Genomic DNA, 22,854 nt, shown 5'->3' on the forward strand with positions numbered 1-22,854 from the left:
GGATTGGATTGGGTTGATTGCGGCCGCGCAACCGGTTGTCCGCGCGGCATGCCGGGGCTCTCAGCCCCCTCAGGGCAACCGCGAATTATATCGGCGCCGCGAAATGCAGGCTGGCGCCCTCGCGGGTGACAAAGCCGCTGGCCACCTTGAGGTGGATGCGGTGGCCGCGCGTGGTGCAGGCGGCGATCTGGTCCAGCAGTTCGTCCAGCTGGGCCGCGCTGGCCACCACATCGGCCTCGACGCGCAGCCAGTGCCGCAGCACGTTGGCCTGGCGGTCGCGCGACAGCGACTGCAGCCGGTCGATCACAGGCGGCGTGCCCACGTGCGCGAGATCGATGTCGGCCAGCGCGTCGAGCAGCCGCTGCGCCTGGGCCGCGTGGCCCGCGCTGCGCGCCAGCATGGGCCGAAAACCGGGAAAACAGGCCTCCCACGCGGGCGTCAGCAGCGCCCGGATGCGGTTGCGCGTGAAGCGCTGGTCGGTGTTGCTCGGGTCGTCCACGAACGCGTGGCCGGTGGACGCAAGCCAGCCGCGCAAATCGCGGGACGGCACCTCCAGCAAAGGCCGGCCAAACACGGCACCATGGCGCTCGAAGCGCTCGGCCATGGCCGCCAGCCCCGGCAGGCCCGCCCCCCGGCTGAGCGCGAGCAACACGGTTTCCGCCTGGTCGTCGGCATGCTGGCCCAGCAGCACGCAGGCAGCGCCTTCCTCCCCCGCCATGCGAGCCAGCGCGAGGTAGCGGGCCTGGCGGGCGGCGTCCTCCGGGCTTTCACCCGGGGCATGGGCGGCCTGCACGCGCGCGACGCGCAACGCGACACCATGCAGCTCGCAAAACGCCCGGGCGTGGGTTTCAAATTGGTCGGCCGCCGCCTGCAGGCCATGGTTCACATGCAGCGCGATCACCCGGCCCGGCCAGCGCCGCTGTGCGGCAAGCAGCAGGGCGGTGGAGTCGGCCCCTGCGCTGTAGGCCAGGGCGATGGGGGCCGTCGGATGCGCGAAGCCCCAGCGCCCGCACCAAGCGGCCAACGCCTGTTCACAGGGGTTGGCCGGGGCTGGCGAGGCCTGCGCCTCAGCGCTTGTCTTTGCTCTCGGCCTTGGTGTCGGCGAAGCGGCCATAGCCGTCCAGACGGGCATGGCGCCGGTCCAGCAGTTCCTTCACCTTGAGGTCGGCCACCTGGCGCCAGGCGTCGTTCAGGGCGCGCTTGAGGAAGGCGGCCATCTGCTTGTGGTCGCGGTGCGCACCGCCCACGGGCTCGTTCACGATCTTGTCGACCAGGCCCAGCGCCTTGAGGCGGTGGGCGGTGATGCCGAGGGCATCGGCCGCGTCGCTGGCGCGGTCGCTGGTCTTCCAGAGAATGGAGGCACAGCCTTCCGGGCTGATGACGGAGTACACCGAATACTGCAGCATGAGCACCTGGTCGGCCACCGCGATGGCCAGTGCACCGCCCGAACCACCCTCACCGATGATGGTGGAGATGATGGGCACCTCCAGCTGCGCCATCTCGAAGATGTTGCGACCGATCGCTTCGGACTGGCCGCGCTCTTCGGCATCGATGCCGGGGTAGGCACCGGGCGTGTCGACGAAGGTGAAGACGGGCAGCTTGAACTTCTCGGCCAGCTTCATCAGGCGCAGGGCCTTGCGGTAGCCCTCGGGCTTGGTCATGCCGAAGTTGCGCAGGCCGCGCTCTTTCGTGTCGCGCCCTTTCTGGTGACCCAGGACCATGCAGGGCTGGCCGTTGAAGCGCGCCAGACCACCCACGATGCTCAGGTCATCGGAGAAATGGCGATCGCCGTGCAGCTCCTGGAAGTGCGTGAAGATCTCGCGCACGTAGTCCAGCGTGTAGGGGCGGTCGGCGTGGCGGGCGATCTTGGTGATCTGCCACGGCGTGAGGTTGCTGTAGATGTCCTTGGTGAGCTGCAGGCTCTTGCCAGCCAGCTGTTCGATCTCTTCCGAGATGTCCACCGCAGATTCGGTCTGCACATAACGCAGTTCTTCGATCTTGGTTTCGAGTTCGGCAATGGGTTGCTCGAAATCGAGAAAATTCTTTTTGGCCAAGGTGTGCTCCTTTGGTCTTGTTTGCCACGACGTCCCGGCGAAGCCGGCGCGCTCAGTAACTGACCGGCAGCGGATCGAGCGACCGCCAAATATACCAAGTTGCCACGCTGCAGAACGGCGCCCAGGAGTTCGCGACCTCCCGAATCTCGCTCCGGCTCACGGGTTCGCCGGAAAAATACGCCCGGCTGATGCCATTCTGCAAACCAAGGTCGTCCAGAGGTAGTACGTTGGGCCGCATCAAATGGAAGATCAGGAACATTTCAGCCGTCCATCGGCCGATGCCGCGGATCGCGACCAGCTCGGCAATGATGGCCTCGTCGTCCATCTCCGCCCATTCGCTCACGTGAACCTGGTCGTTGGCGAAGTGCAGGGCCAGGTCCACCAGGTACTCGACCTTGCGGGCCGACAGGCCGGCCGCGCGCATGTCGTCCACCTTCAGCTTGAGCACCTGGGCGGGGGCCATCTTCCTGGGCAGCTTCTCGAAACGGTCCCAGACCGACTGGGCCGCTTTCACCGAGATCTGCTGGCCGACGATGCTTCGCGCCAGCGTGATGAAGGCGTCACCCCGCGACTGCAGGCAGGCGCTGCCGTGCTGGGGAATGAGCTTCTTCATCACCCGGTCGCGCTTCATGAGGTGGCGGCACGCATCCTCCCAGTAGCCGGGGGCCTCGGGATTGATCTCGGGCAGGACGGACGGCGCCATCAGTTGCGCTCCCAGGTGGTGCCGGCGGGACTGTCCTTGAGCACGATGCCCTGCTCCAGCAATTGCTGCCGGATGCGATCGGCCCCGGTGAAGTCCTTGCTTTGCTTGGCGGTGGTGCGTTGGTCGATCAGGTCGAGGATGGCGGTTTCATCCAGGCCGCCTTCGGCCCCGCCGCCCTGCAGATAGCTGGCGGGATCGGCCTGCAGCAGCCCGAGCGTGCCGCCCAGCGCGCGCAACAGGCCGGCCAGGCCGGCATCCTTGCTCCGGTTGACTTCGCCCGCCAGCTCGAACAGCACGGCCACCGCTTCGGGCGTGCCGAAGTCCTCGTCCATCGCCGCGCGGAAACGCTCGGCATGAGGCTGGTTCCAGTCGATCTGCGCCTGCGCCGCAGGCGGCACATGCGAGAGCGCGGTGTACAGGCGCTTGAGCGCGCCCCGGGCATCGTCCAGATGGGCGTCGCTGTAGTTCAGCGCGCTGCGGTAGTGGGCGCGCAGGATGAAGAAGCGCACCGTCTCGGGGTCGTACTTCGCCAGCACCTCGCGGATGGTGAAGAAGTTGCCCAGGCTCTTGGACATCTTCTCGTTGTCGACCCGCACGAAACCGTTGTGCACCCAGAAGCGCGCCAGCGGCTTGCCGGTGGCACCTTCGCTCTGCGCGATCTCGTTTTCGTGGTGCGGGAACTGCAAGTCGGCGCCGCCACCGTGGATGTCGAAGGTCTCGCCCAGGGTGCTGCAGCTCATGGCCGAGCACTCGATGTGCCAGCCGGGCCGGCCAGCGCCATAGGCGCTGTCCCATTTGGCTTCGGCCGGCTCCTCGGGCTTGGCCGATTTCCAGAGCACGAAGTCCAGCGGGTCGTTCTTGTCGCTGGCCACCGCCACGCGCTCGCCCGCACGCAGGTCATCGAGCGACTTGCCGGAGAGCTTGCCGTAGCCGGGGAACTTGCGCACCGCGTAGTTCACGTCGCCGTTGTCGGCCTGGTACGCCAGCCCCTTGCCGCGCAGGGTCTCGATCAGCGAGAGCATCTGCGGCACGTACTCGGTGGCCCGGGGTTCGAGGCTCGGAGGTTCGATGCCCAGTGCGCCGATGTCCTGGTGCATGGCGGCGGTCATCTCGTCGGTCAGTGCGCGCAGCGTGATGCCGCGCTCGAGCGCGCGCTTGATGATCTTGTCGTCGATGTCGGTGATGTTGCGCACGTAGGTGACGCGCAGGCCGCTCACCTTGAGCCAGCGCTGCACCACATCGAAGGCCATCATCATGCGGGCATGGCCGATGTGGCAGAGGTCGTAGATCGTCATGCCGCAGACGTACATGCGCACGTGGCCCGGCTCGATGGGCTGGAAGTCCTCAAGCCGGCGCGACAAGGTGTTATAGATTTTCAGGGTCATGAAAGGGGAGCGGGAACGGGATTCCGGATGGCAGTCGGAGGGCGAAAAGCGGGGCTTTCACAGGCCTTGCGCGGCACCATCCGAAGAGCGGGCCCGTCGGCGTTCCCTGCGGTCTGGCGCAACCGTCGGAACGGGACCCCTCAGATACAATCCATCGTTGTCAGTATATCCAGCCCGGTGACGCGTCCACAGCCTGCCGCCGGGCATTCGATCAACGTGTCACTGGCCCCTTCATGAGAGGGCGTCCAGGTTTGTTTTCGAGGTGCCATGTCTCGCCACGTTCCATCCGATACCCACTGCAACGGCCGTCCCTCCTCCCCCACCACCAGAAACGGTTTTTCCATGCGACTGCGCCAACTGGCCCTCGTGGCCCTGACAGCCGCCAGCCTCGGCAGCCCGCTGGCCTGGGCACAAGGCGATGAGTACGCCGAGGTCAACCGGCTGGTGCGCGCCGGTCAGCTCAACGAAGCCATGCTCAAGGTCGACCAGTACCTGGCCGGCAAACCGCGCGACCCTCAGATGCGATTCATCAAGGGCGTGATCCAGACCGAAAGCGGCAAGTCGACCGACGCCATCGCGACCTTCGCCAAGCTCACGGAAGACTACCCGGAGCTGCCCGAGCCCTACAACAACCTGGCCGTGCTGTATGCCGGCCAGAGCCAGTTCGACAAGGCGCGCGCCGCGCTCGAAATGGCGATCCGCACCAACCCGAGCTATGCCACGGCCCATGAGAACCTGGGCGACGTCTACGCCAAGCTGGCCAGCCAGGCCTACAGCAAGGCGCTGCAACTCGACTCGAACAACCCCGGCGTGGCACCCAAGCTCAGCCTGATCCGCAACCTGTTCGCGGCCGACGCGCGCGGCGCGCGGCCGGCCACGTCCGTCGCGGCGGCAACCCCGCCGGCCGCCCCGGCGCCTGCGGCCGTTCCGGCGGCACCGCCCGCTGCGAAAGCCCCTGTCGCGGCTGCGCCTGCACCAGCGGCGCCCGCCGCTCCAGCCGCTCCCGCACCGGCCGCCGCCGATGCCCAGGCGGATGTGGAAGCCGCGGTGGCCGCCTGGGCCAAAGCCTGGTCGTCGAAGAACGTGTCCGCCTACCTGGGCGCATACGGCCCGGCCTTCACGCCGCCGGGTGGCCAATCGCGCGTCGCCTGGGAGGCTGAGCGCCGCTCGCGCATCGAACCCCGCTCGCGCATCGGCGTGGGCATCAACGACCTGAACGTCACGGTCAACGGCGACCGCGCCTCCGCGCGCTTCCGCCAGGACTACACCTCCGACAACCTGAACGTCACCAGCCGCAAGACGCTGGACCTGGTCAAGAACGGCAACCGCTGGCTGATCGTTCGGGAATCCACGGGCTCTTGATGGTCAGTCGGCGGTTCGCGCAACGGGGCCATGCCAGCCTCACGACCGATCTGCTGAGGCCGGGGCCCGACAACGTTCAACGCGTGACACCGAAACATCGGACGTTCGTGGTTGCCACGGCCTTGGCCGTGGCCGCGCTTCTGGCCCTGTCGCTGCACAAGCGAGCGGCCGACGAAGGCGGGACCATCACCGAGCCCGTCACGACCACCCCCGCCGCCTCCCTGATCGAGAGCGCCCTCACCCGTGTGCAGGGCGCGGTCCAGGATGCAGCAAGCAGCCCCCCGTCCGGGCTGACGCCCGTCCACCTCACGGACGAGCATCTCCAACAGGTCAAACCCATGATGGGTCAGGCCGAGGCCCGCCTGATCGAGATCTACCGCCTCATCGGGAACGCGCAACACCGGGAAGCCTTGAAACGGGCCGAAAGCCTGGTGCGCGACCACCCCAACTTCCAGCTGGCGCACCTCGTCCACGGCGACCTGCTGAGCCAGCAGACCCGTCCCGTGCGCCGGCTCGGCGACGTGCCCGACACCCAGGCCCTGGCGGCATCGGAACAGCTCGCCGCCCTGCGGGAAGAGTCGCGCCGCCGGCTGTTGGCCTTGACCGAACGCCCTCCCGAAGGCAGCGTGCCGACGCAGTTTCTGACGCTCTCCCCGCAGAGCCGCCATGCGATCGCGATCGACGCCTCGCGCTCCCGCCTCTACCTCTTCGAGAACCTGAACCCGGCTCGCGGCGGCGGCGAAGCGGAGCGAGCCCCCCGACTCAAGCTGCTGGGCGACTATTACATTTCCGTGGGTCTTTCCGGCATCGAAAAGACCCTTGAGGGCGACAAGCGGACGCCCCTGGGCGTCTACTACATCACCAGCTCCCTCAATCCCGCCGACCTGCCCGACCTGTATGGCGTGGGCGCCCTGCCCATCAACTACCCCAACGCGCTCGACGTGCAGCGCGGCAAGACGGGCAGCGGCATCTGGTTGCACGGCACCCCCAGCGAGCAGTTCGTGCGCGCACCCCAGGCCTCCGACGGCTGCGTCGTGCTGTCCAATCCCGATCTGCAGCGACTGCTGGGTACCGTGCAGATCCGCACGACGCCGGTGGTGATCGCCCCCTCCCTGCAGTGGGTGAAACCCGAGGCCCTGGCGAGCGACAGGGCGCAATTCGAAGCGGTGCTCGAAGCCTGGCGGCAGACCCGCAGCGCGGGCCATCCGGCGGAACTCAAGGCGTTCTACTCCAGCCGCTTCATGAACCAGGGCCGGGACCTCGCCCAGTGGTGGCCCCGCGTCGAAAGCGAACTGCGAGCCAACGGCTCGCGCGAGCTCCAGATGAAGGACCTGTCCGTGCTGCACTGGCGCGACAAGGACGACACCATGGTCGTCACCTTCGGCGAGGTGGCCGCGGGCCAGAGCCGGGGTGTGACCAAACGCCAGTACTGGGTGCGCGAGCAAGACCGCTGGACTATTTTTTTTGAAGGAACGATCTGATGACGCCGACCTCTCTTTCCCTGCGCCGGCGCGCAGCCCTCTGGCTCACCGCCCTGGCGGCCGGCGCGGCCCTGCTGCCCATGGCAGTTCAGGCCCAGAGCGCCACCGCACCTCGCGTGAAGCTCGCCACCTCCCAGGGCGACATCGTGATCGAGCTCTACCCCGACAAGGCACCGAAGACGGTCGAGAACTTCCTGCAGTACGTGCGCGACCAGCACTACGAAGGCACGGTGTTCCACCGGGTGATCGGCAACTTCATGGTGCAGGGTGGCGGGTTTGACGGCAGCTACAAGCAGAAACCCACGCGCCCGCCCGTGGCCCACGAAGGCCAGGCGGCCCTGGCTCTGGGCGGTCCGCGCAACGTGGTGGGCACCGTCGCCATGGCCCGCACCAACGACCCCCACTCGGCCACGTCGCAGTTCTTCATCAACGTCAAGGACAACGCCTTCCTCGACCCCACACCGATCCCACCCGGCGACCCGGTGCCCCAGTTCGAGTACCGTGGCAAGATCTACAAAGACGTGCCGCGCGCCAGCCTGCTCAATGCGGGCGAGCTCTATGGCTACACCGTCTTCGGCAAGGTCGTTGCCGGCATGGACGTGGTGAACAAGATCAAGGACATGCCCACCGGTGCCGGTGGTCCGTTCCCGACCGACGTGCCCAAAACCCCCATCACCATCCTCAAAGCCACCCTGGAGAAATGACCATGGCCAACCCCCAAGTCGAACTGCACATTGCCGGATACGGCGTCGTCACGCTGGAACTCGATGCTGAAAAAGCACCGCTGTCCACCAGCAACTTCCTGGCCTATGTGAACAAGGGCCACTACAACAACACCGTGTTCCACCGCGTGATCCCCGGCTTCATGGTGCAAGGCGGCGGCTTCGAGCCCGGCATGACCCAGAAACCGACCGATGCCCCGATCGCCAACGAAGCCAACAACGGCCTGAAGAACGACACCTACACCGTGGCCATGGCCCGCACCAGCGACCCGCACTCGGCCACGGCACAGTTCTTCATCAACGTGTCGAACAACGGCTTCCTCAACCACACCGCCCCCAGCGCGCAAGGCTGGGGCTACGCCGTCTTCGGCAAGGTGGTCTCGGGCAGCGAGATCGTGAAAAAGATCGAGGGCACGCCCACCGGCCGCAAGGGCTTCCACGACGACGTGCCGAAGGCCGACGTCGTGATCGAAAAGGCCGTCGCGATCTGATCCCCGGGGGCGACATCGTCCCCGTCCCGCATGACCGCCCTCCTCGTCGACCGCTTCGCCGAATGCATCGCTCCCGCGAACTGGCAAGCGGTCGATGTCATTTCAGACCTGCATCTGCAGGCCGGTGAACCCGACACCTTTGAAGCCTGGGCCGCCTACCTGGGCCGCCCGGCGTCCGAGCGCGCCGACGCGCTGTTCATCCTGGGCGATCTGTTTGAGGTGTGGGTGGGCGACGACGTGCTTTCCCCCCGCACCTCCCCGTCGATCGATCACGCCTTCTGGCGCGACTGCGCGGCGGCACTGAAGGCTTACAGCGCGCACGCACCGGTGTATTTCATGGCTGGCAACCGGGACTTCCTTCTGGGGCCGGCCGGGCTCGATGCCTGCGGCATGCAAGGTCTGAGCGACCCCACCGTGCTGGACTTCCTCGGGCAGCGCTGGCTGCTCAGCCACGGCGATGCCCTGTGTCTGGCCGACACCGACTACATGCGTTTTCGCGCCCAGGTGCGAGAGCCCGCATGGCAGCACGCCTTTCTCGCGCAACCCCTGGCACAGCGCGAAGCCGTCGCTCGCGACATCCGCACCCAGAGCGAGGCGCGCAAGCGGACCACGGGCAGCGACCCCAGCCTCTGGGCCGATGTGGACACCCCGGCCGCGCGCGACTGGCTGCGGCATGCCGACGCCCAAACCCTGATCCACGGCCATACGCACCGCCCCGCCACCCACGACCTGGGGGACGGTCTTCAGCGCGTCGTGTTGAGCGATTGGGACATGGCTGCGCGACCGGCCCGGGCCGAGGTCTTGCGCCTGGATGCGCAGGGCCTGCATCGCCGGCCCTGGCGGCCCTGAGTGGCCCGACCACCATCTGAATGTTTGAACTGATCCAACGCTGGCTTCCCCGGGCGCTGCGCCGCCCGACCCCGATTCCCGACGCCCTCTGGCAGCGGATCGTGGGACAACACCCCTTCCTCGCGGCGCTCGATGCGCACGCCCTCGAACGCCTGCGCCTGCTGTGCACCCATTTCCTGGTGGAGAAGGAATTCCACGGCGCCAACGGCCTGGCCGTGACGGACGCCATGGCGCTGGCGATCGCGGCGCAGGCCTGTCTGCCGCTGCTTCACATGCATGCCGTGTCGGGCGAACCGGTGCGCGACCCGCTCAAACTGCTGGACTGGTACGGCGATTTCGTCGGTATCGTGGTGCAACCGGGCGCCGTGGTGGCGCGGCGCAAAACCACCGACGGCGCTGGCGTGGTGCACCACTACGAAGAGGTGCTGGCCGGTGAAGCCATGGACCGTGGGCCGCTCATGCTCAGTTGGGAAGACGTCGCCCACGCAGGCGAGAACGCGTGGCAGGGGCACAACGTGGTGATCCATGAATTCGCGCACAAGCTGGACATGCACGACATGCAGATGGGCGACGCGCCCGACGGCGCCCCGCCCCTGCCCTCGGGTTTCATGGGCACGCGCCAGCGCAGCGAAGCGCGCGTGATCTGGCAACGCACCATGCAGGACAGCTTCGAGCGTTTCCGCGAAGCGGTTGCCATGGCCGAGCGCTTCGGCGGCGAGCCGCCCTGGCTGGACGATTACGCCGCGAAGGACGCGGCCGAGTTCTTCGCGGTGACCTGCGAGGCCTACTTCGTCAACCGGCCGCGTTTCGAGACCGAGTTCCCCGAGCTGCTGCCGCTGTACGACGGCTTCTTCCGCCCGGGGCTCCGAGGCTGACCGCTCAGCGCTTGAGCAGCACCTTCAGCACGTTCTGCAGACGGCGCTCGGCCGCCGCGTCGAAGGTGGAACCCAACACGGCGCTCACATCTTCCGCCCAGGTATCGGTCGGCGCAGCGGCGTGGCGGCGCGTGAGCAACTGCAGCTGCAGCATGCGGCGCTCGCTCAGGTGTTCGGCCGGCGTCGGCACCTCGGCGGCCATTTCCAGGCGCAGCAGCGTTTCACCGGACAGGGGCGCCGCAGGTTTTGACACGGCCGATGCCCAGGCCGTGCGGTGCGCGGCGCTCACGCGCGAGCCCAGGGCCTGAGCGGTCGGCAACTGCTCAGCATCGCGTTGCTGCCAGGCTGACATGAGTTGCGTGAGCACCTCGCCGTGGGCTTGGGCTGCAAGCTTGCGCAGGCTGGACTGGGCCGCCTCGATCGCCTGGCGCTGCGCGCGGAACGCCGCGTCGCCCAACCTCGGGCCGCGCGGCTCGCGCTCTTCCCGCCAAGGCGACGCACCGGGCCCGCGCGCATCGCGTCCACCGCGCGCATCGGGGCGCCCTGGCGCGCCGTCACGTCGGCCATCGGGGCGATCACTGCGGCGGCCATCGCGGCCGGCCGGTTCGGCTTTCTTCATGCCCGGACGATCGTCCCCGCGCACGGCCACCAGCTTCTTCGGCGGCGCAGCGGGTTTGGCGGGTGCGGCTGGCGCTGAGGCCTCGTCGGCGGCCGCCGCTTCCGCGGCCTCCGCAGGTGCCGCATCGGGTGCGGAGGCGGGTGCTGCAGGCTCGGCGGATGTCGGCACGGCCACAGGCGCGGCGGCCTGCCCCGCCAAGGCCTGCTCCAGCTCATTCATGGCTTCGCGGATGCGTTGCGCATCGCCGCTCGCGCTCGCAGCCTCCAGAGCGCGCGAAGCATCCAGCACGCGCTGGTCGTGCGCGTTCAGGGCCGTGGCGGCTTTCTCGCGCTCGGTGCTCTTGCGCGCGAAGGCTTCGTCGATCGGCTGGCGGAACGCTTCCCACAGTTTCTGTTCGTGCTTGCGCTCCAGCGGCACGGTATGGGCCTCGGCCTGCCAGCGCTGCTGCAGGGCCTTGACGGCGTCGATGCGCAACATGGGCGCCGCGCCCAGCGCGGTGGCCTCCTCGATCAGGGCCTTGCGCCGCGCCGTGCTCTCGGCCTGGGCCGTTTCCAGGCGCTCATGCGCCTTGTGCATGGTGTCTTTCCAGACCGGCTGGATGTCGGCAAACGCCTTCTCGCTGAGGTGCCCGGCTTCGCGCCAGCGCTCGGAGAAGGCATGCAGCTCGCGAACCTGGGCTTTCCAGTCGCTGCTGTCGGCGTGCGACTGCGTCCAGGCCTTGAGTTCTTCGATGATGGCCAGGCGCTGCGCCTTGTGCGCTTCGCTTTGCTGGCGCACCTGCACCAGCCAGGCCTCGACCACCTTGTGCGCCTCGGTGCAGGCTTCGTCGAAGCGTTTCCACAGCGCGTGGTTGGGCTGACCACCCTGGTCGGTGGTCTTCCACTGATCGCGCAGGCTGCGCAGGGTTTCCTGCATCTTTCGACCGCCCAGGCGCTGCCCTTCAGGCGCCTGCAGCAAGGCTTCGGCCTTGGCCACCAGTTCTTCGCGCAACTGGTCGGCGCGCCAGCGCTGCCAACCTTCCAGTTCACCGGCTTGCCCCAAAGCGGCCTGGGCCCGCGCATCGAGCGCGGCCGGGATGGATCGACCGTGGCTCTTGAGCAGGCCACGCACGTCGGCGGCGGCCTTGGGCGTGGCCTTGCCGTGGCCTTCGGCGAGCTCACGCTCGAGCACGGTCAGCGCCTGTTCCAGTTCGGCCGACGCGCGGGCGCGCTTCTCCTGCTGAGCCTGCTTGTCCTGTGGTGCCTTCTCCGCAGGGGCGCTCACGTCCTGGCCGCGCGCGACACGCAGTTCGTCGGCCCACACCGGCACGGCGGGCAGGGGCGCCTGGGGATTGGCGTCGGCAGCCACGGCCTGGGCCAAAGCCGCCTCGAAGGCGTCCCACACCAGCTGCAGCTGCTGGCGCGACCCGTCGAGCATGGGCGGGAACTTCACGTCCACGCTGGGCCATTGGGGATCTTGCGACAGGGCACTCGCCTGCTGCTGCCACTGGGTCACGTCGCTGCGCAGCGTCTCGGCGATCTGCTGGGCATCGCGCCAGGGTTTGGTGGACAGCACTTCGATGCGCTGCGCGATCAGCACCGCGGCCTCGCGCTCGACCTGCACCCGGTGTTGCAGATCTTCAATGGCTTTGACCCTTTCGGCCAGTGCCTGGCGCAAGGTGGCCAGTGGCTCGCGCGAAAGCGGTGCACCAGCACGCGCGGCATCGCGCTGCCAGGCCAGCGCATCGGCCAGGTTCAAACGCGACTGGTCGATCAGGCCCTGGGCCTTCTGCGCCCACTCCGTCGACATCTGCTCCTGGGACTTCTGGCGTTTGACTTCGTCGAGCTTTTCCTTCAACGGCTTGGCCGCGCCGCGGTCGCGGTGCGAGAGCTCCTTGAACACCTCGTTCATCTGTTCCAGCGCGGGACCGGTGGCCAGCCAGTCGCGGATGCGCGCAGCGCGCTCACCCGAAGTCGGAGCGGAAAACGCCCCTCCGGTGACGGCATCCAGGGGGTGGGCGGCATTGGGGCTGGCCGGCTTGGGAGGAGTGGGCGTGTTCACAGCGGACTCGGAAGCGTTGGACGAAGACGGGGTTTTGCGCAGGGAAAACAGCGACATGAAAGCGAGGCTCAATCGATTCGGGTGTCGGCACCACGATGGCGCGACCAGAGCGTATTGTCGCCGCAGTTGGCGCGCCCCCGCGCGCGCCATGGCGGGCACGCGGGGAAGCTCAGCGCGGCGCGAGCTTCAGTTCGGCTTGCGGACGCCACTTCTCGCCCTGGGCGCCCACTTGAGGCGCACCCAGGAACATGCGGTCTTCCGGCAATTGACGGCCGGCCAGGTAGTCCTTCACGACCACACCGCGCGCCACCGCGAGTTCGCGGATCGCGTCGGCGCTGACCGGGATGGAGGCCAGCAACAAGGCCTCCATTTCAGCCTGCGGCAGGTCCTTGGCCATGCCCACCAGGTTGCGGGGCTTGGGAATGTCGGTCCGCCGATAGACCTCCTTGAGCAAGGCCGGGTATTCGGCGGGGCTCACCGCGAGCGAGTCGCTGATGGCGGCACCGTCCCGCGCCAGCTGGCGGCGCTTCTCGGCCAGCACGCGCTCGTCCAGGCGCGCGCGCTGGTAGCCACTTCGCTCGGCCTCCAGGTCGCCGTGGCCCACCACGGTGATCTGCAGGTTGGGCCGATCGGTCAGGGCCTTGGCCACGGTGTCCAGCCGTTGCCGGGCCTCACCGTCCAGTGCCTTGCTGCCCGGTGTGAACACCACCTGGTTCATTTCCTCCCCGCCACCGCCGAGCGCCCCGGCGATCAGGGAAAACGGCGAGGTGATGGCTTTGCCGATCAGGTTGAAGATCAGCCGGAAGATCAGGGGCGCCAGCTTGAACTGCGGGTCGTTGAGCGAGCCGCTCACGGGCAGGTTGATGTCGATGACGCCGTTGCGGTCGGCCAGCAGGGCCACGGCCAGCTTCACCGGCAGGTTGGGCGCCTCGCTTCCGGCCACGCGATCACCGAAACTGAGCTGGTTGAGGATGATCTGGTTGCTGGCCGTCAGCTGCCCATTGGGCTCGATCTTGTAGGCCACATCCATGCTCAGCTTGCCGCGCTCGATGCCGTAGCCGGCGTACTTCACGGTGTAGGGTGAGAGCGGCGGCAGCTCCAGGTTGCGCACCAGCGCCCGGATGTCCAGCGCCAGCGGCTGGGCCAGCGGATTGAGCTTGCCATCGATCTCCAGCGCTGCCGTGCCCTCGGCGCGCCCGCGCAATGTCAGGTCGGCCATCTGTGGCGCGCCGCCCGGCGGCACGCTGGCGAACGCGCTCAGGCTGCCGGTGAGTTCGCTGAGGTTCGCGGAATAGTTGGGCTTGATGAAGCGGTCGGAGAACAGCACGCGGCCATTGACCAGGCTGATCGGCCCGAAACGGATGTCCGGGTCGGGCACGGCGCTGGCACTGGGTGGCGAAGGCACCGCCGCGGGGGTCGTCGCCGGCGCTGCAGCACCCGTCGGTGTCGGGCCCTCACCTTCGTGTTTCACGAGGCCTTGCAGGTTGATGCGCCCCGTGTCGTCGATGATCACGCGGGCGAAGTAGTCGCTGAGCACGGTCTCCTGCACCGCCACCCGGGTGACTTGGCCGGGCGCCATGGCGAGGCGCAGGCCTCGCACCTGCAGCGACTTCCAGGCCAGCAGCTCTTCGGCGGGCGACAGCGTGTTGGCGGCGAAATCGTCCAGCCCCACGTTGCCGGCGACCGCCAACCGCAAACCTGCCGAGGGCAATGCCGCCTCGACCGTGCCACGGTAGCTGGTGTCCGCGCGCAGCAGGTCCAGATTCAGGCGGTCACCGAAATACGGCTCCAGCGCGTGCAGCGGCAGCTTGTCGGCCTGCACCTTCAACTGGGTGCGCAGACTGTCGGCGTCGCGCTCCGTCTTGCCCGGCAGGCGCAGTGTGCCGTCGAGTGCGAGCCGGCCAGGCTCAGCGCGGTTGCCGCGCGCCGCGCCCATGCGCAACTGCAGCGAGAGCGGCATGTCGGGCTGGCTGCTCGCCAGGGGCTGGAGGTTCTTGACCTGCAGCCGGATCTGATTCACGTCGAGCCTGACGGGCCGGGCCAAGGCCAGGTCTTCGAGGGCGACAGTCCCCCCGTCGATCTGCACATCGGCCAGCGTCACCTGCCACGGTGACGGCTCTGCAGGCTTCGCCTGCGGGGCATCGCCCGAGGCTTTCATCCAGCCATCCACCATCCAGCGCCCGGCCTTGTCGCGTTGCGCGCGCACCTGAGGCCGGTCGAGAGCGACCTTGCCCACGGTCACGGTGCTGCCCGCGAGGTCCAATCGAACGTCCTGCACCTGGAGGCTGCGCAGACTGGCCTGCGGCTGGCGAATCGTCCCCAAGCGGGCCTCGCTCAACTCAACCCGGGACGCGTTGACCAGCAGTCCCATGGGCTGGCCGGCCTTGGCCGCCCGCCATTCCACATCGAGGTCGGCAGCGAGCCGCCCGTCGAGCTCGTGCGTCAGCACGCCGGCGACGTACGGCCCGAACGTCGACAAGGGAAGTTCGCCCACCGAAACCTGCGCCTTGGCCTCGGCGTCGGTGGCAGAGCCCTTGAGCGTCATTGGCGTCTGGCCCAGCCGCGCGGACACCTCGAAGGGCACCGGCGCCCGCACCGGCCAGCTCAGCGACTGGGCTTGCACGCTCAAGGCGTCCAGCGCCAGTTGCGCGGCTGGCGCGGTGGATGCATCGCGCCAACGCACCGTGCCGCCGTCGAGACTCAGCCTGGCCACACTCACCGCCCAGGCGGGAGCGGGTGCCTTGGGCGCCGCAGATGCGGTGGGTGCTGCGGCGGGCGAGGCCTTGTCGGCCCAGGCCTGCGCCACGCGCTGCAGGTTCAACAGCCCCGACGCATCGCGCGAGATCGACACCGTGGGCGACTTCAATTCAACCGCGGCCAGGTCCACCTGCCCAGCCAGCGGCTCCACCCGGTTGAGCGTCACGCCCAGGCGCTCCCAGGCCAGCAGCTCGGCCGTGGTTGACGGCCCGGTTCGCTCGACCATGCGCAGGCCCGCGAGCGCCACGGTACCCGAGAGAGAAAGACGCGGCGTCTCCTGCTGCTCGAACGCGAGCTTGAGCCCCAGTTGCAGAGAGCCGGCCTCGGGCTTGACGGGCCAGGCCGCCGGCCAGTAAGGCAGGTAGGGCGCCAGGTCGAGCTCGGGAATGTCCACGCTGGCGTCGGTGTCCCGCGTCTGGGCGAACGGTGTGGTGCTGGCGCTGGAGTCGAAGGCACTCCCATTGAGCACGAAAGCCAGGTGGGGCTGGGTCACCACATCCCGCCGCGAAGGCAGGTTGCTCAGGAAGGGCACGCCGACCGTCAACCCGCTCAACTGGTGGGTGACCCCCACGCTGTCGTCCACGAACACCAGCTCGCCGTCGGACAACTTGAGGTTGAAAAGCGCAAACTGGGCTGGATCGGACGGGGGTTCATCCTCCTTCGGGCGCAGGCGCTGCAAGACATCGTCCACGTCGTAACGCCCTTCCCCCAGGTGGCGCAACTGCAACCGGGGATGCTCCAGCACCAGGGCGTCGAGCACCGGCGCGAGCCGGAACAGCGATTGCAACTCGGCATCCACATAGACGCGACCCAGCGAAAACTGCTCGCCATCGCCGGCGGCATTGGCCACCCGCAGCCCCTCAATGGACATTTCCAGCGACCAGGGGCGGAAATCGACCCGCTCCACCGTCACCTGGCGCCCCAGCTTGGCCGTGGCTTGTTGGGCCAGCTGCCATTTCAGCAAAGGCGGTACACCCAGCCAGGTCACCAGCCAGAGCAGGAGAAGCCCCAACAAGGCCAGCATCAGACGCCGAGCCCACCGACCTTGGGTCCACCTGGAAAAAAAGCTGTTCATCGTGCGTTCGCTCGTCCACTCATCCCACGAGTGTCGTCGAACTGTGGGGACACGGCAGCGCACACATATATAGAGCCCCAAAAAACAAGAAACCCCGGCAAGCAGGGCCTGCCGGGGTTGACGGCGGGCCAAATGCTCTTGCCGTCGGTTTTGGCGGAGGGAGTTTGGTTGTCTCTCCAGCCTGGAAGCAACAGATTGCTCCCGTTGGGAGCTGACTTGCGGTTCACCGCGTCGTCAGCAAATGCCAGTCTTCAGACAGGCCACTGCAGGTTACTCCCGTTGCCGCGCTCGATCAAGAGCGCATCGGGCATTGGCCATGCAGATTTTCAATCACGCCCGAACCGGCCATTCAGCGGCCCCAAAATCCCGTTTTGGAACATGAAAGGTGGCCGGGACCCGACAAACGGTCATCGACGGCGCATCGATCCACAAGCCTTGCAGACCCAGGGCTTTCCGCTAGCAAAGCCCTTTTGTTTACATCTGTTCACACTTGTTTATACCCAAAAGTAGGCTTAATTCAATTCATAAACATTGACTTGATATTAATAAATCCATAGGATGCGCCAGCTTTGCCCGCCGGAGGGTAAACCCGAACCGTCTATCCCCGGCCAACTCGGCCGCCCCTCCCTTCCAGGATCGGGCTATCGATGGCGACCAATCCAGTCGACCCAGCTCCCACGAGCGAGGTCGGCGCAGAAAGGAGCGATGACATGAACGCGCACCACGCAACGCCACCCAAGAGCACCTCAGGTGCCGTGGCATCCCTCAAAACCGCTGTTGGCGACGCCTACCAGGGCTTCTTCGACATCACCCACAACAGCCTGGCCCTGCTGGGCACCCTGGCGGCCGTGGCACTGATCACCCTGAGTGCCCGTGCGGACCTGCGCGCCAGCGCGGAAGAGCAACTGCTCGGCTGGCTGCTGGAGCGCCAGGAAGCCGCCAGCGTCGATGCGGTGTACGCCGCCGAGCCCAGCGCGGTCGACCGCGTGACCGCCGCTCAACCCGGCGACCTGCCCAAGCAGCAGGCCAATGTGACCTACTGGCTCAGCCGCAAGTACCGCGTGGCGCCCGAGCCCCTGAGCGCGCTGGTGGCGGAGGCCTTCGAGGTCGGCGAAAAAGCCAAACTCGACCCCACGCTCATCCTGGCCGTGATGGCGATCGAGTCCCGCTTCAACCCGTTTGCGCAGAGCCCGGTGGGCGCGCAGGGCCTGATGCAGGTGCTGACCCGCGTTCACACCGACAAGTACAACGACTTCGGCGGGCAACTGGCCGCGTTCGATCCGGTGTCCAACCTTCGTGTGGGCGCGCGTGTGCTGCAGGACGCGGTCAAGCGGGCCGGCTCGGTCGAAGGCGGCTTGCGGCTGTACGTCGGCGCGGTCACCACGGACGGCAACTGGTACATCGACAAGGTGATGGCCGAACACATGCGCATCCAGAGCGTGGCGCTGGGCAAGCCCATGCAGCGCTATGTCCCGCAGGCGCGCCCGACCACCGTGGTGGCGCCGGCCGCACCGGCGCCTGCCGCACCTCCGGCTGCCGAAATCGAGGCAGAAGGCCCGGCCGCACCCAACGCGCTGCCACCCGGCGCAGCCCTCAGCCGGTCCTGATCGGCAAACGCCCGCCGTCCTCGGCTAAACTAGCCGGGTACGCAACTGGCGATAGGCGAGCGCCCCGGCATCTTCTGCCGGAGGTTGCCGCTGACGTGGCCCCCCTGCCCGATCTGTGATCGTCTTCAGGGACAACCACTGGGAAGCGTACCGCTCGGCCCCAAGGGTTCGGGTGTTCAGCCGTTCGCCTGGGCAGCCCTTGTCACCGCGCAAGGTTCCACGTCTTGAAGGACTGCCATGTACGACCGCAACATCCTCATCCAGCAAACCGACCCTGAACTGTTTGCCGCCATCCAGGCCGAAAACGCGCGCCAGGAACACCACATCGAGCTGATCGCCAGCGAGAACTACGCCTCGCCAGCCGTGATGGCCGCGCAAGGCACGCAGCTCACCAACAAATACGCCGAGGGCTACCCTGGCAAGCGCTACTACGGTGGCTGCGAGTACGTGGACGTGGCCGAGCAGCTGGCGATCGACCGGGTCAAACAGCTCTTCGGCGCCGAAGCCGCCAACGTGCAGCCGCACTGCGGCGCCTCAGCCAACGAGGCCGTCTTTCTCGCTTTCCTCAAGCCCGGCGACACCATCATGGGCATGAGCCTGGCCGAAGGCGGCCACCTGACCCACGGCATGGCGCTCAACATGAGCGGCAAGTGGTTCAACGTGGTGTCCTACGGGCTCAACGACAAGGAAGAGATCGACTACGACGCCATGGAGCGCAAGGCGCACGAGACCAAGCCCAAGCTGATCATCGCGGGCGCCTCGGCCTACAGCCTGCGCATCGATTTCGAGCGCTTCGCCAAGGTGGCCAAGGACGTCGGCGCCATCTTCATGGTGGACATGGCCCACTACGCCGGCCTGATCGCCGCTGGTGTCTATCCCAACCCGGTGCCCCACGCCGACGTGGTGACCTCCACCACCCACAAGAGCCTGCGCGGCCCGCGCGGCGGCATCATCCTGATGAAAGCCCAGCACGAGAAGGCCATCAACAGCGCGATCTTCCCAGGCCTGCAAGGCGGCCCGCTGATGCACGTGATCGCCGCCAAAGCCGTCGCCTTCAAGGAAGCGCTTTCGCCCGAATTCACAGCCTATCAGCAACAAGTGCTGACAAATGCCAGCATCGTCGCCGAAACACTGACGTCGCGCGGCCTGCGCATCATCAGCGGCCGCACGGAAAGCCATGTGATGCTGGTTGACCTGCGCGCCAAAGGCATCACCGGCAAGGAAGCCGAAGCGGTGCTGGGCAGCGCGCACATGACGATCAACAAGAACGCCATCCCGAACGACCCGGAAAAGCCCATGGTCACCAGCGGCGTGCGCATCGGCACGCCAGCCATGACCACCCGCGGCTTCAAGGACGAGGAGGCTCGCCTGACCGCCAACCTGATCGCCGACGTGCTGGACAATCCGCGCGACCCGGCCAACATCGAGGCCGTGCGCGCCAAGGTGAATGCCTTGACCGCCCGCTTCCCGGTCTACAAGTGATGACCCCAGGCCGCACAACGGGAACGCCCTGCGCATGAAATGCCCGTTCTGCGGTCATCTTGAAACCCAGGTGGTGGAGACCCGCGTCTCGGAAGACGCGGACTTCATCCGCCGCCGCCGCCAGTGCGGCCACTGCGAGAAGCGGTTCACCACCTACGAGCGGCCGGAAGTGAGCTTTCCGGCCGTCGTCAAGAAGGACGGCCGCCGGATGGACTACGTGCCCGCCAAACTGCGCGCCTCGTTCGTCCTGGCGCTTCGCAAGCGGCCGGTCAGCACCGAGCAGGTGGACTCTGCGATCGAGCGCATCGAGGAAAAGCTGCTGAACCTGGGCGCCCGGGAAGTGCCCGCTGCCCGCCTGGGCGAGATGGTGATGAGAGAGCTGAAAAAGCTCGACAAGGTCGCCTACATCCGGTTTGCCAGCGTGTATCGAAGCTTCGAGGACATCGACGAATTCAGAGCCCTGGTGGACGAAGTCCGCCGCTGAACGTGCTTGAAAGCACGGGGGGCCAGAAACGGCTTCCCGCTTGTCGCAAGGTACCCGGCATTCATCGGCTCCCGAAGGTCGTTAGCAGCTGTAACAGGCAGACTGGCGCGATGGAAAATGTCCGCCCCTGTGCACCCTGTTCGCCAAGCGCGCGACATCGCGGCGTCACGCTGACCGAGCTGATGATCAGCATTGCCATGCTCGCCATCCTGCTGGCGATCGCCGCACCGAATTTCCAGGGCATGACCGCATCGAGCCGGCTGACCTCCGCCAGCAATGAACTGCTGGGAACGCTGCAGCAGGCGCGCGCCCAGGCCATCCGCACGGGTGCGCGGGTCACCGTGTGCAAAAGCACCAACGGAGCCCAGTGCAGCATCGCTGCCGACGTCGGCTGGGATCGAGGATGGATCGTGTTCCAGGACACGACGCGCATCAATTTCGATGCCCAGGTGGAGGACGGCGAAGCGATCCTGAGCCGTATCACGGCCATCCCGGGGGGCACGACCATCGGCGGCAACGCCGCCGTGGCGAACTACGTGTCGTTCGCGGCGGACGGTCGGCCCAGGCTCATGGGCGGCGCCGTTCAGACGGGCACCCTGCGCGTTTGCACCACCGCCAACTCACTCACGAACAACACCCGCGCCCGCGACATCGTGGTGACATTGACCGGTCAAATCAGTGTGACGCGCCCTGCGGGCGTGGCCGACGACTGCCCCTCCCCTTGATCCGACATGAAAAAACGCACACGCCTTCCCCATGGTCCCCGCCACCTCCGCGGCGCCTCGCTGATCGAAGTGCTCGTCGCCGTGCTGATCCTGAGCCTGGGTCTGCTCGGCATGGCGGCCTTGCAGTCCCGCGCCGTGAAGGGCAACATCAGCAGTGGACAGCGTGCGCAGGTCGTCATGCTGAGCCACTACGCTCTCGATGTCATGCGGGTGGACCGCGAAAGCGCCCGGGGCGGCGCCTACAACACCGGGGCCAACTTCATCTGCAACCCCCTGGCCTTCAACGGCGCCACGCTGGCCGAAACTTCCCGCAGGGACTGGCTGACCGCCGTCAAGCGGAACATCGGTCGCGCCGACGACAACACCACCTGCGTCAGCATCGCCTGCGATGCTGACTTTGCCTGTACGGTCCAGATCCGCTGGGATGACAGCCTCAGCGGCGGGCTGGCCAATCAGACATTTGTCATCGCCTCGCGAGTTTGAAGCACCCCATGTCACATCCCATGACGTTTCTTTCGCACCGCCATGGCCGACCGCCGATGAAGAGCCGCACGCGCGGCTTCACCCTGGTCGAACTGCTGGTGGCCATGACGCTGGGCCTGGTGCTGATCGGCGGCGTGATCAGCGTGGTGGTCACGACGCGGCAGACGCTGCGCGTCAATGAGAACCTCGCGCACATGCAGGAGGGCGCGCGGTTTTCCTTCGAAATCATGGCCCGTGAGATCCGCGAAGCAGGGATGGTGCCCTGCGGCACGCGCTTGACGGCCAATGTCCTGCGCACGGCCGGCTCACCCAACGTCGCCTGGTGGGCCAGCACCGATGCCGGCATGCTGCGCGGGTTCGACGGTGACCAGGACAGCATCGATATTGCGGGCTTTGGTGCGGCACTGGGCGACCGGGTCGCGGGAACGGACGCCATCATGGTTCTGCGCCCGGCCGGCGATGAACTCTCCTTCCGCCAGATCACGGCCCATGACGTCGGCGGTACGAGCTTTTCGTTTTCGTCGCCGACCGCTTTCACCGACGCCCAGGTGGTCATGGTGTGCGACGGGCGCAGCAGCGCTCTGTTCCAGATCCAGACCGTATCCGAGGTCCCGCCCACCATCCAGTACGGTGCCGCGGCGCTCAACTGCTCCAGCGCGCTGGGCAATGTCCTGCCGCAATGCGCGGGCGCGGTGGCCAAGACGTTCGACCCGGACGCCACCGTGGCGCGCTGGGACCCCGCGTTCTGGTATGTCGGCATCAACCCCCAGGGCGGCCGCTCCCTTTACCGTGCCCGCATGGCGCTGAATGCCGACGGGCTGGTGGTGACTGTGCGGGAAGAAATGTCGCCCGGCGTGAACAACCTGCAGATCGACTACCTCACCCGCAACCGGGACATTGCCAACGGACTGGCGACCGAGTGGGTGCCGGCCTCGCACGCCAATTTCAATACGGGCTGGACGAGCACCGCCGCCGACGTGGTGGCCACCCGCCTGACGCTGAGCCTGAGCAGCGCCGAGGCCGTCGGATCCGATGGACAACCCATTCAGCGCGAGCTGATCGTGGTCGCGTCCTTGCGCAACAGGGATTTCTGACATGCCAAAAACGATTCCAGTCTCTCCTCCGCCTCGCCAGACCGGCGTGGCGCTGATCGTCGCGCTGATCATGGTCGTCATCATGTCCTTGCTGGGACTGGCCGGCGTGCGCATGATCTTCCAGGAAGAAAAGATGGTGGCGTACACGTACGACCGCACCTTGACCTTTCAGGCGGCCGAAGCCGCACTGAGGCAGGCCGAAAGCAGCATTGATCAAGTCAAGCCGGAACCCTTGGTGGGAGAGGCCTGCGCCAACTTCACGTCGGGCATTTTTGTGGTGCGCACCTGCCCGCCTCCGCCCCCGGGGGAAGCCACGCCTCGCTGGATGGACACCGAGTTCAACGGCTGGGCCGATGCCGCTCCCGTGGGTGCAGGTACTTTGGCGATCACCCCCCAGTACTTTGTCGAGTTCCTGGGCAGCAGTTTTCCCTGCAGCCTGGACCCCACCGAGGCGCCCGTGTGCAGACGCTACCGCATCACGGCCCGCGCGGGCGGGGACGGCCGGGCACAGGCCATGGTCCAGTCACTGTATGCCGTGGAATGACGCCACACATCCAATATCCAGG

19 protein-coding genes are annotated in these 22,854 nt (G+C 67.1%); 13 read left to right on the top strand and 6 right to left on the bottom strand.

Features of this window, described 5'->3' with window-relative positions; translation table 11 throughout:
* Positions 1–85: 85 nt before the first annotated feature.
* Genes tilS through cysS form a run of 4 tightly spaced genes read right to left on the bottom strand, consistent with a single transcriptional unit; the run spans position 86 to position 4,142 of the window.
* Entirely contained in the window at positions 86–1,114 is a 1,029-nt protein-coding gene (tilS, locus tag AC07ZS_RS08255) for a tRNA lysidine(34) synthetase TilS (RefSeq protein ID WP_494798143.1), read from the bottom strand.
* Positions 1,068–2,054 carry an acetyl-CoA carboxylase carboxyltransferase subunit alpha gene (locus AC07ZS_RS08260; RefSeq protein ID WP_494798108.1) on the bottom strand — a complete coding sequence of 329 codons (987 nt, stop codon included), beginning with the start codon at positions 2,052–2,054 and terminating at the stop codon, positions 1,068–1,070. Before AC07ZS_RS08260 ends, tilS begins: the two co-directional genes overlap by 47 nt.
* A gap of 52 nt (positions 2,055–2,106) precedes the next feature.
* Positions 2,107–2,757 carry a DNA-3-methyladenine glycosylase family protein gene (locus AC07ZS_RS08265; protein WP_494798109.1) on the bottom strand — a complete coding sequence of 217 codons (651 nt, stop codon included), beginning with the start codon at positions 2,755–2,757 and terminating at the stop codon, positions 2,107–2,109.
* A complete protein-coding gene (gene cysS, locus AC07ZS_RS08270; protein ID WP_494798110.1) occupies positions 2,757–4,142 on the bottom strand; it encodes a cysteine--tRNA ligase in 1,386 nt (461 codons plus the stop codon). Before cysS ends, AC07ZS_RS08265 begins: the two co-directional genes overlap by 1 nt.
* 342 nt (positions 4,143–4,484) lie before the next feature.
* On the opposite strand from cysS, the gene AC07ZS_RS08275 reads away from it, so the two are divergent.
* The 6 genes from AC07ZS_RS08275 to AC07ZS_RS08300 all read left to right on the top strand — a co-directional run bounded on the left by AC07ZS_RS08275 (position 4,485) and on the right by AC07ZS_RS08300 (position 9,922).
* Complete coding sequence (locus tag AC07ZS_RS08275) at positions 4,485–5,504, top strand: tetratricopeptide repeat protein (RefSeq protein WP_494798111.1); 1,020 nt, start codon at positions 4,485–4,487, stop codon at positions 5,502–5,504.
* A 107-nt stretch (positions 5,505–5,611) separates the two neighbouring features.
* Positions 5,612–6,985 (top strand): L,D-transpeptidase family protein, encoded by a 1,374-nt coding sequence (locus AC07ZS_RS08280; protein ID WP_494798112.1) that lies wholly within the window; start codon positions 5,612–5,614, stop codon positions 6,983–6,985.
* The gene (locus AC07ZS_RS08285) at positions 6,985–7,689 is read left to right on the top strand and encodes a peptidylprolyl isomerase (protein WP_494798113.1); all 705 of its coding nucleotides are present in this window, start codon (positions 6,985–6,987) and stop codon (positions 7,687–7,689) included. Before AC07ZS_RS08280 ends, AC07ZS_RS08285 begins: the two co-directional genes overlap by 1 nt.
* A gap of 2 nt (positions 7,690–7,691) precedes the next feature.
* A complete protein-coding gene (locus AC07ZS_RS08290) occupies positions 7,692–8,198 on the top strand; it encodes a peptidylprolyl isomerase (RefSeq protein WP_494798114.1) in 507 nt (168 codons plus the stop codon).
* A 30-nt stretch (positions 8,199–8,228) separates the two neighbouring features.
* A complete protein-coding gene (locus AC07ZS_RS08295; protein WP_494798115.1) occupies positions 8,229–9,047 on the top strand; it encodes a UDP-2,3-diacylglucosamine diphosphatase in 819 nt (272 codons plus the stop codon).
* A 20-nt stretch (positions 9,048–9,067) separates the two neighbouring features.
* Positions 9,068–9,922, top strand: coding sequence for a M90 family metallopeptidase (locus tag AC07ZS_RS08300; protein ID WP_494798116.1), 855 nt, complete (start codon positions 9,068–9,070; stop codon positions 9,920–9,922).
* Between the two features lie 4 nt (positions 9,923–9,926).
* Here AC07ZS_RS08300 and AC07ZS_RS08305 read toward each other — a convergent pair whose 3' ends face one another.
* Positions 9,927–12,638, bottom strand: a complete 2,712-nt coding sequence (locus AC07ZS_RS08305) for a DUF349 domain-containing protein (RefSeq protein ID WP_494798117.1) — start codon at positions 12,636–12,638, stop codon at positions 9,927–9,929.
* A 112-nt stretch (positions 12,639–12,750) separates the two neighbouring features.
* Positions 12,751–16,413 carry a DUF748 domain-containing protein gene (locus tag AC07ZS_RS08310; RefSeq protein WP_494798118.1) on the bottom strand — a complete coding sequence of 1,221 codons (3,663 nt, stop codon included), beginning with the start codon at positions 16,411–16,413 and terminating at the stop codon, positions 12,751–12,753.
* A 710-nt stretch (positions 16,414–17,123) separates the two neighbouring features.
* On the opposite strand from AC07ZS_RS08310, the gene AC07ZS_RS08315 reads away from it, so the two are divergent.
* From AC07ZS_RS08315 to AC07ZS_RS08345, 7 genes are all read left to right on the top strand, one after another.
* Positions 17,124–18,020, top strand: a complete 897-nt coding sequence (locus AC07ZS_RS08315) for a transglycosylase SLT domain-containing protein (protein ID WP_494798119.1) — start codon at positions 17,124–17,126, stop codon at positions 18,018–18,020.
* 237 nt (positions 18,021–18,257) lie between these two features.
* Positions 18,258–19,502 carry a serine hydroxymethyltransferase gene (gene glyA / locus AC07ZS_RS08320; protein WP_494798120.1) on the top strand — a complete coding sequence of 415 codons (1,245 nt, stop codon included), beginning with the start codon at positions 18,258–18,260 and terminating at the stop codon, positions 19,500–19,502.
* A gap of 34 nt (positions 19,503–19,536) precedes the next feature.
* Positions 19,537–19,986 carry a transcriptional regulator NrdR gene (nrdR, locus tag AC07ZS_RS08325; RefSeq protein ID WP_494798121.1) on the top strand — a complete coding sequence of 150 codons (450 nt, stop codon included), beginning with the start codon at positions 19,537–19,539 and terminating at the stop codon, positions 19,984–19,986.
* Between the two features lie 110 nt (positions 19,987–20,096).
* On the top strand, positions 20,097–20,711 hold the full coding sequence (locus AC07ZS_RS08330) for a GspH/FimT family pseudopilin (protein WP_494798122.1): 615 nt from the start codon (positions 20,097–20,099) through the stop codon (positions 20,709–20,711).
* A gap of 6 nt (positions 20,712–20,717) precedes the next feature.
* Entirely contained in the window at positions 20,718–21,194 is a 477-nt protein-coding gene (gene pilV, locus AC07ZS_RS08335; protein ID WP_494798123.1) for a type IV pilus modification protein PilV, read from the top strand.
* Positions 21,195–21,250: 56 nt separating this feature from the next.
* A complete protein-coding gene (locus AC07ZS_RS08340; RefSeq protein WP_494798124.1) occupies positions 21,251–22,288 on the top strand; it encodes a prepilin-type N-terminal cleavage/methylation domain-containing protein in 1,038 nt (345 codons plus the stop codon).
* Positions 22,289–22,334: 46 nt separating this feature from the next.
* Positions 22,335–22,832: a pilus assembly PilX family protein gene (locus tag AC07ZS_RS08345; RefSeq protein WP_494798125.1), complete on the top strand. Its 498-nt coding sequence runs from the start codon at positions 22,335–22,337 to the stop codon at positions 22,830–22,832.
* Positions 22,833–22,854 lie beyond the last annotated feature (22 nt).

Source organism: Hydrogenophaga sp. GW456-12-10-14-TSB4 (assembly GCF_059424305.1).

Excerpts from the sequence above, each read along its gene's own strand:
- AC07ZS_RS08265 (WP_494798109.1), bottom strand. The coding sequence starts at position 2,757 with ATGGCGCCGTCCGTCCTGCCCGAGATCAATCCCGAGGCCCCCGGCTAC.
- AC07ZS_RS08310 (WP_494798118.1), bottom strand. The coding sequence starts at position 16,413 with ATGAACAGCTTTTTTTCCAGGTGGACCCAAGGTCGGTGGGCTCGGCGT.
- pilV (WP_494798123.1), top strand. The coding sequence starts at position 20,718 with ATGAAAAAACGCACACGCCTTCCCCATGGTCCCCGCCACCTCCGCGGC.
- AC07ZS_RS08285 (WP_494798113.1), top strand. The coding sequence starts at position 6,985 with ATGACGCCGACCTCTCTTTCCCTGCGCCGGCGCGCAGCCCTCTGGCTC.
- AC07ZS_RS08340 (WP_494798124.1), top strand. The coding sequence starts at position 21,251 with ATGAAGAGCCGCACGCGCGGCTTCACCCTGGTCGAACTGCTGGTGGCC.
- AC07ZS_RS08295 (WP_494798115.1), top strand. The coding sequence starts at position 8,229 with ATGACCGCCCTCCTCGTCGACCGCTTCGCCGAATGCATCGCTCCCGCG.
- tilS (WP_494798143.1), bottom strand. The coding sequence starts at position 1,114 with ATGGCCGCTTCGCCGACACCAAGGCCGAGAGCAAAGACAAGCGCTGAG.
- nrdR (WP_494798121.1), top strand. The coding sequence starts at position 19,537 with ATGAAATGCCCGTTCTGCGGTCATCTTGAAACCCAGGTGGTGGAGACC.
- AC07ZS_RS08305 (WP_494798117.1), bottom strand. The coding sequence starts at position 12,638 with ATGTCGCTGTTTTCCCTGCGCAAAACCCCGTCTTCGTCCAACGCTTCC.
- cysS (WP_494798110.1), bottom strand. The coding sequence starts at position 4,142 with ATGACCCTGAAAATCTATAACACCTTGTCGCGCCGGCTTGAGGACTTC.
- AC07ZS_RS08290 (WP_494798114.1), top strand. The coding sequence starts at position 7,692 with ATGGCCAACCCCCAAGTCGAACTGCACATTGCCGGATACGGCGTCGTC.
- AC07ZS_RS08315 (WP_494798119.1), top strand. The coding sequence starts at position 17,124 with ATGAACGCGCACCACGCAACGCCACCCAAGAGCACCTCAGGTGCCGTG.
- glyA (WP_494798120.1), top strand. The coding sequence starts at position 18,258 with ATGTACGACCGCAACATCCTCATCCAGCAAACCGACCCTGAACTGTTT.
- AC07ZS_RS08275 (WP_494798111.1), top strand. The coding sequence starts at position 4,485 with ATGCGACTGCGCCAACTGGCCCTCGTGGCCCTGACAGCCGCCAGCCTC.
- AC07ZS_RS08300 (WP_494798116.1), top strand. The coding sequence starts at position 9,068 with ATGTTTGAACTGATCCAACGCTGGCTTCCCCGGGCGCTGCGCCGCCCG.
- AC07ZS_RS08330 (WP_494798122.1), top strand. The coding sequence starts at position 20,097 with ATGGAAAATGTCCGCCCCTGTGCACCCTGTTCGCCAAGCGCGCGACAT.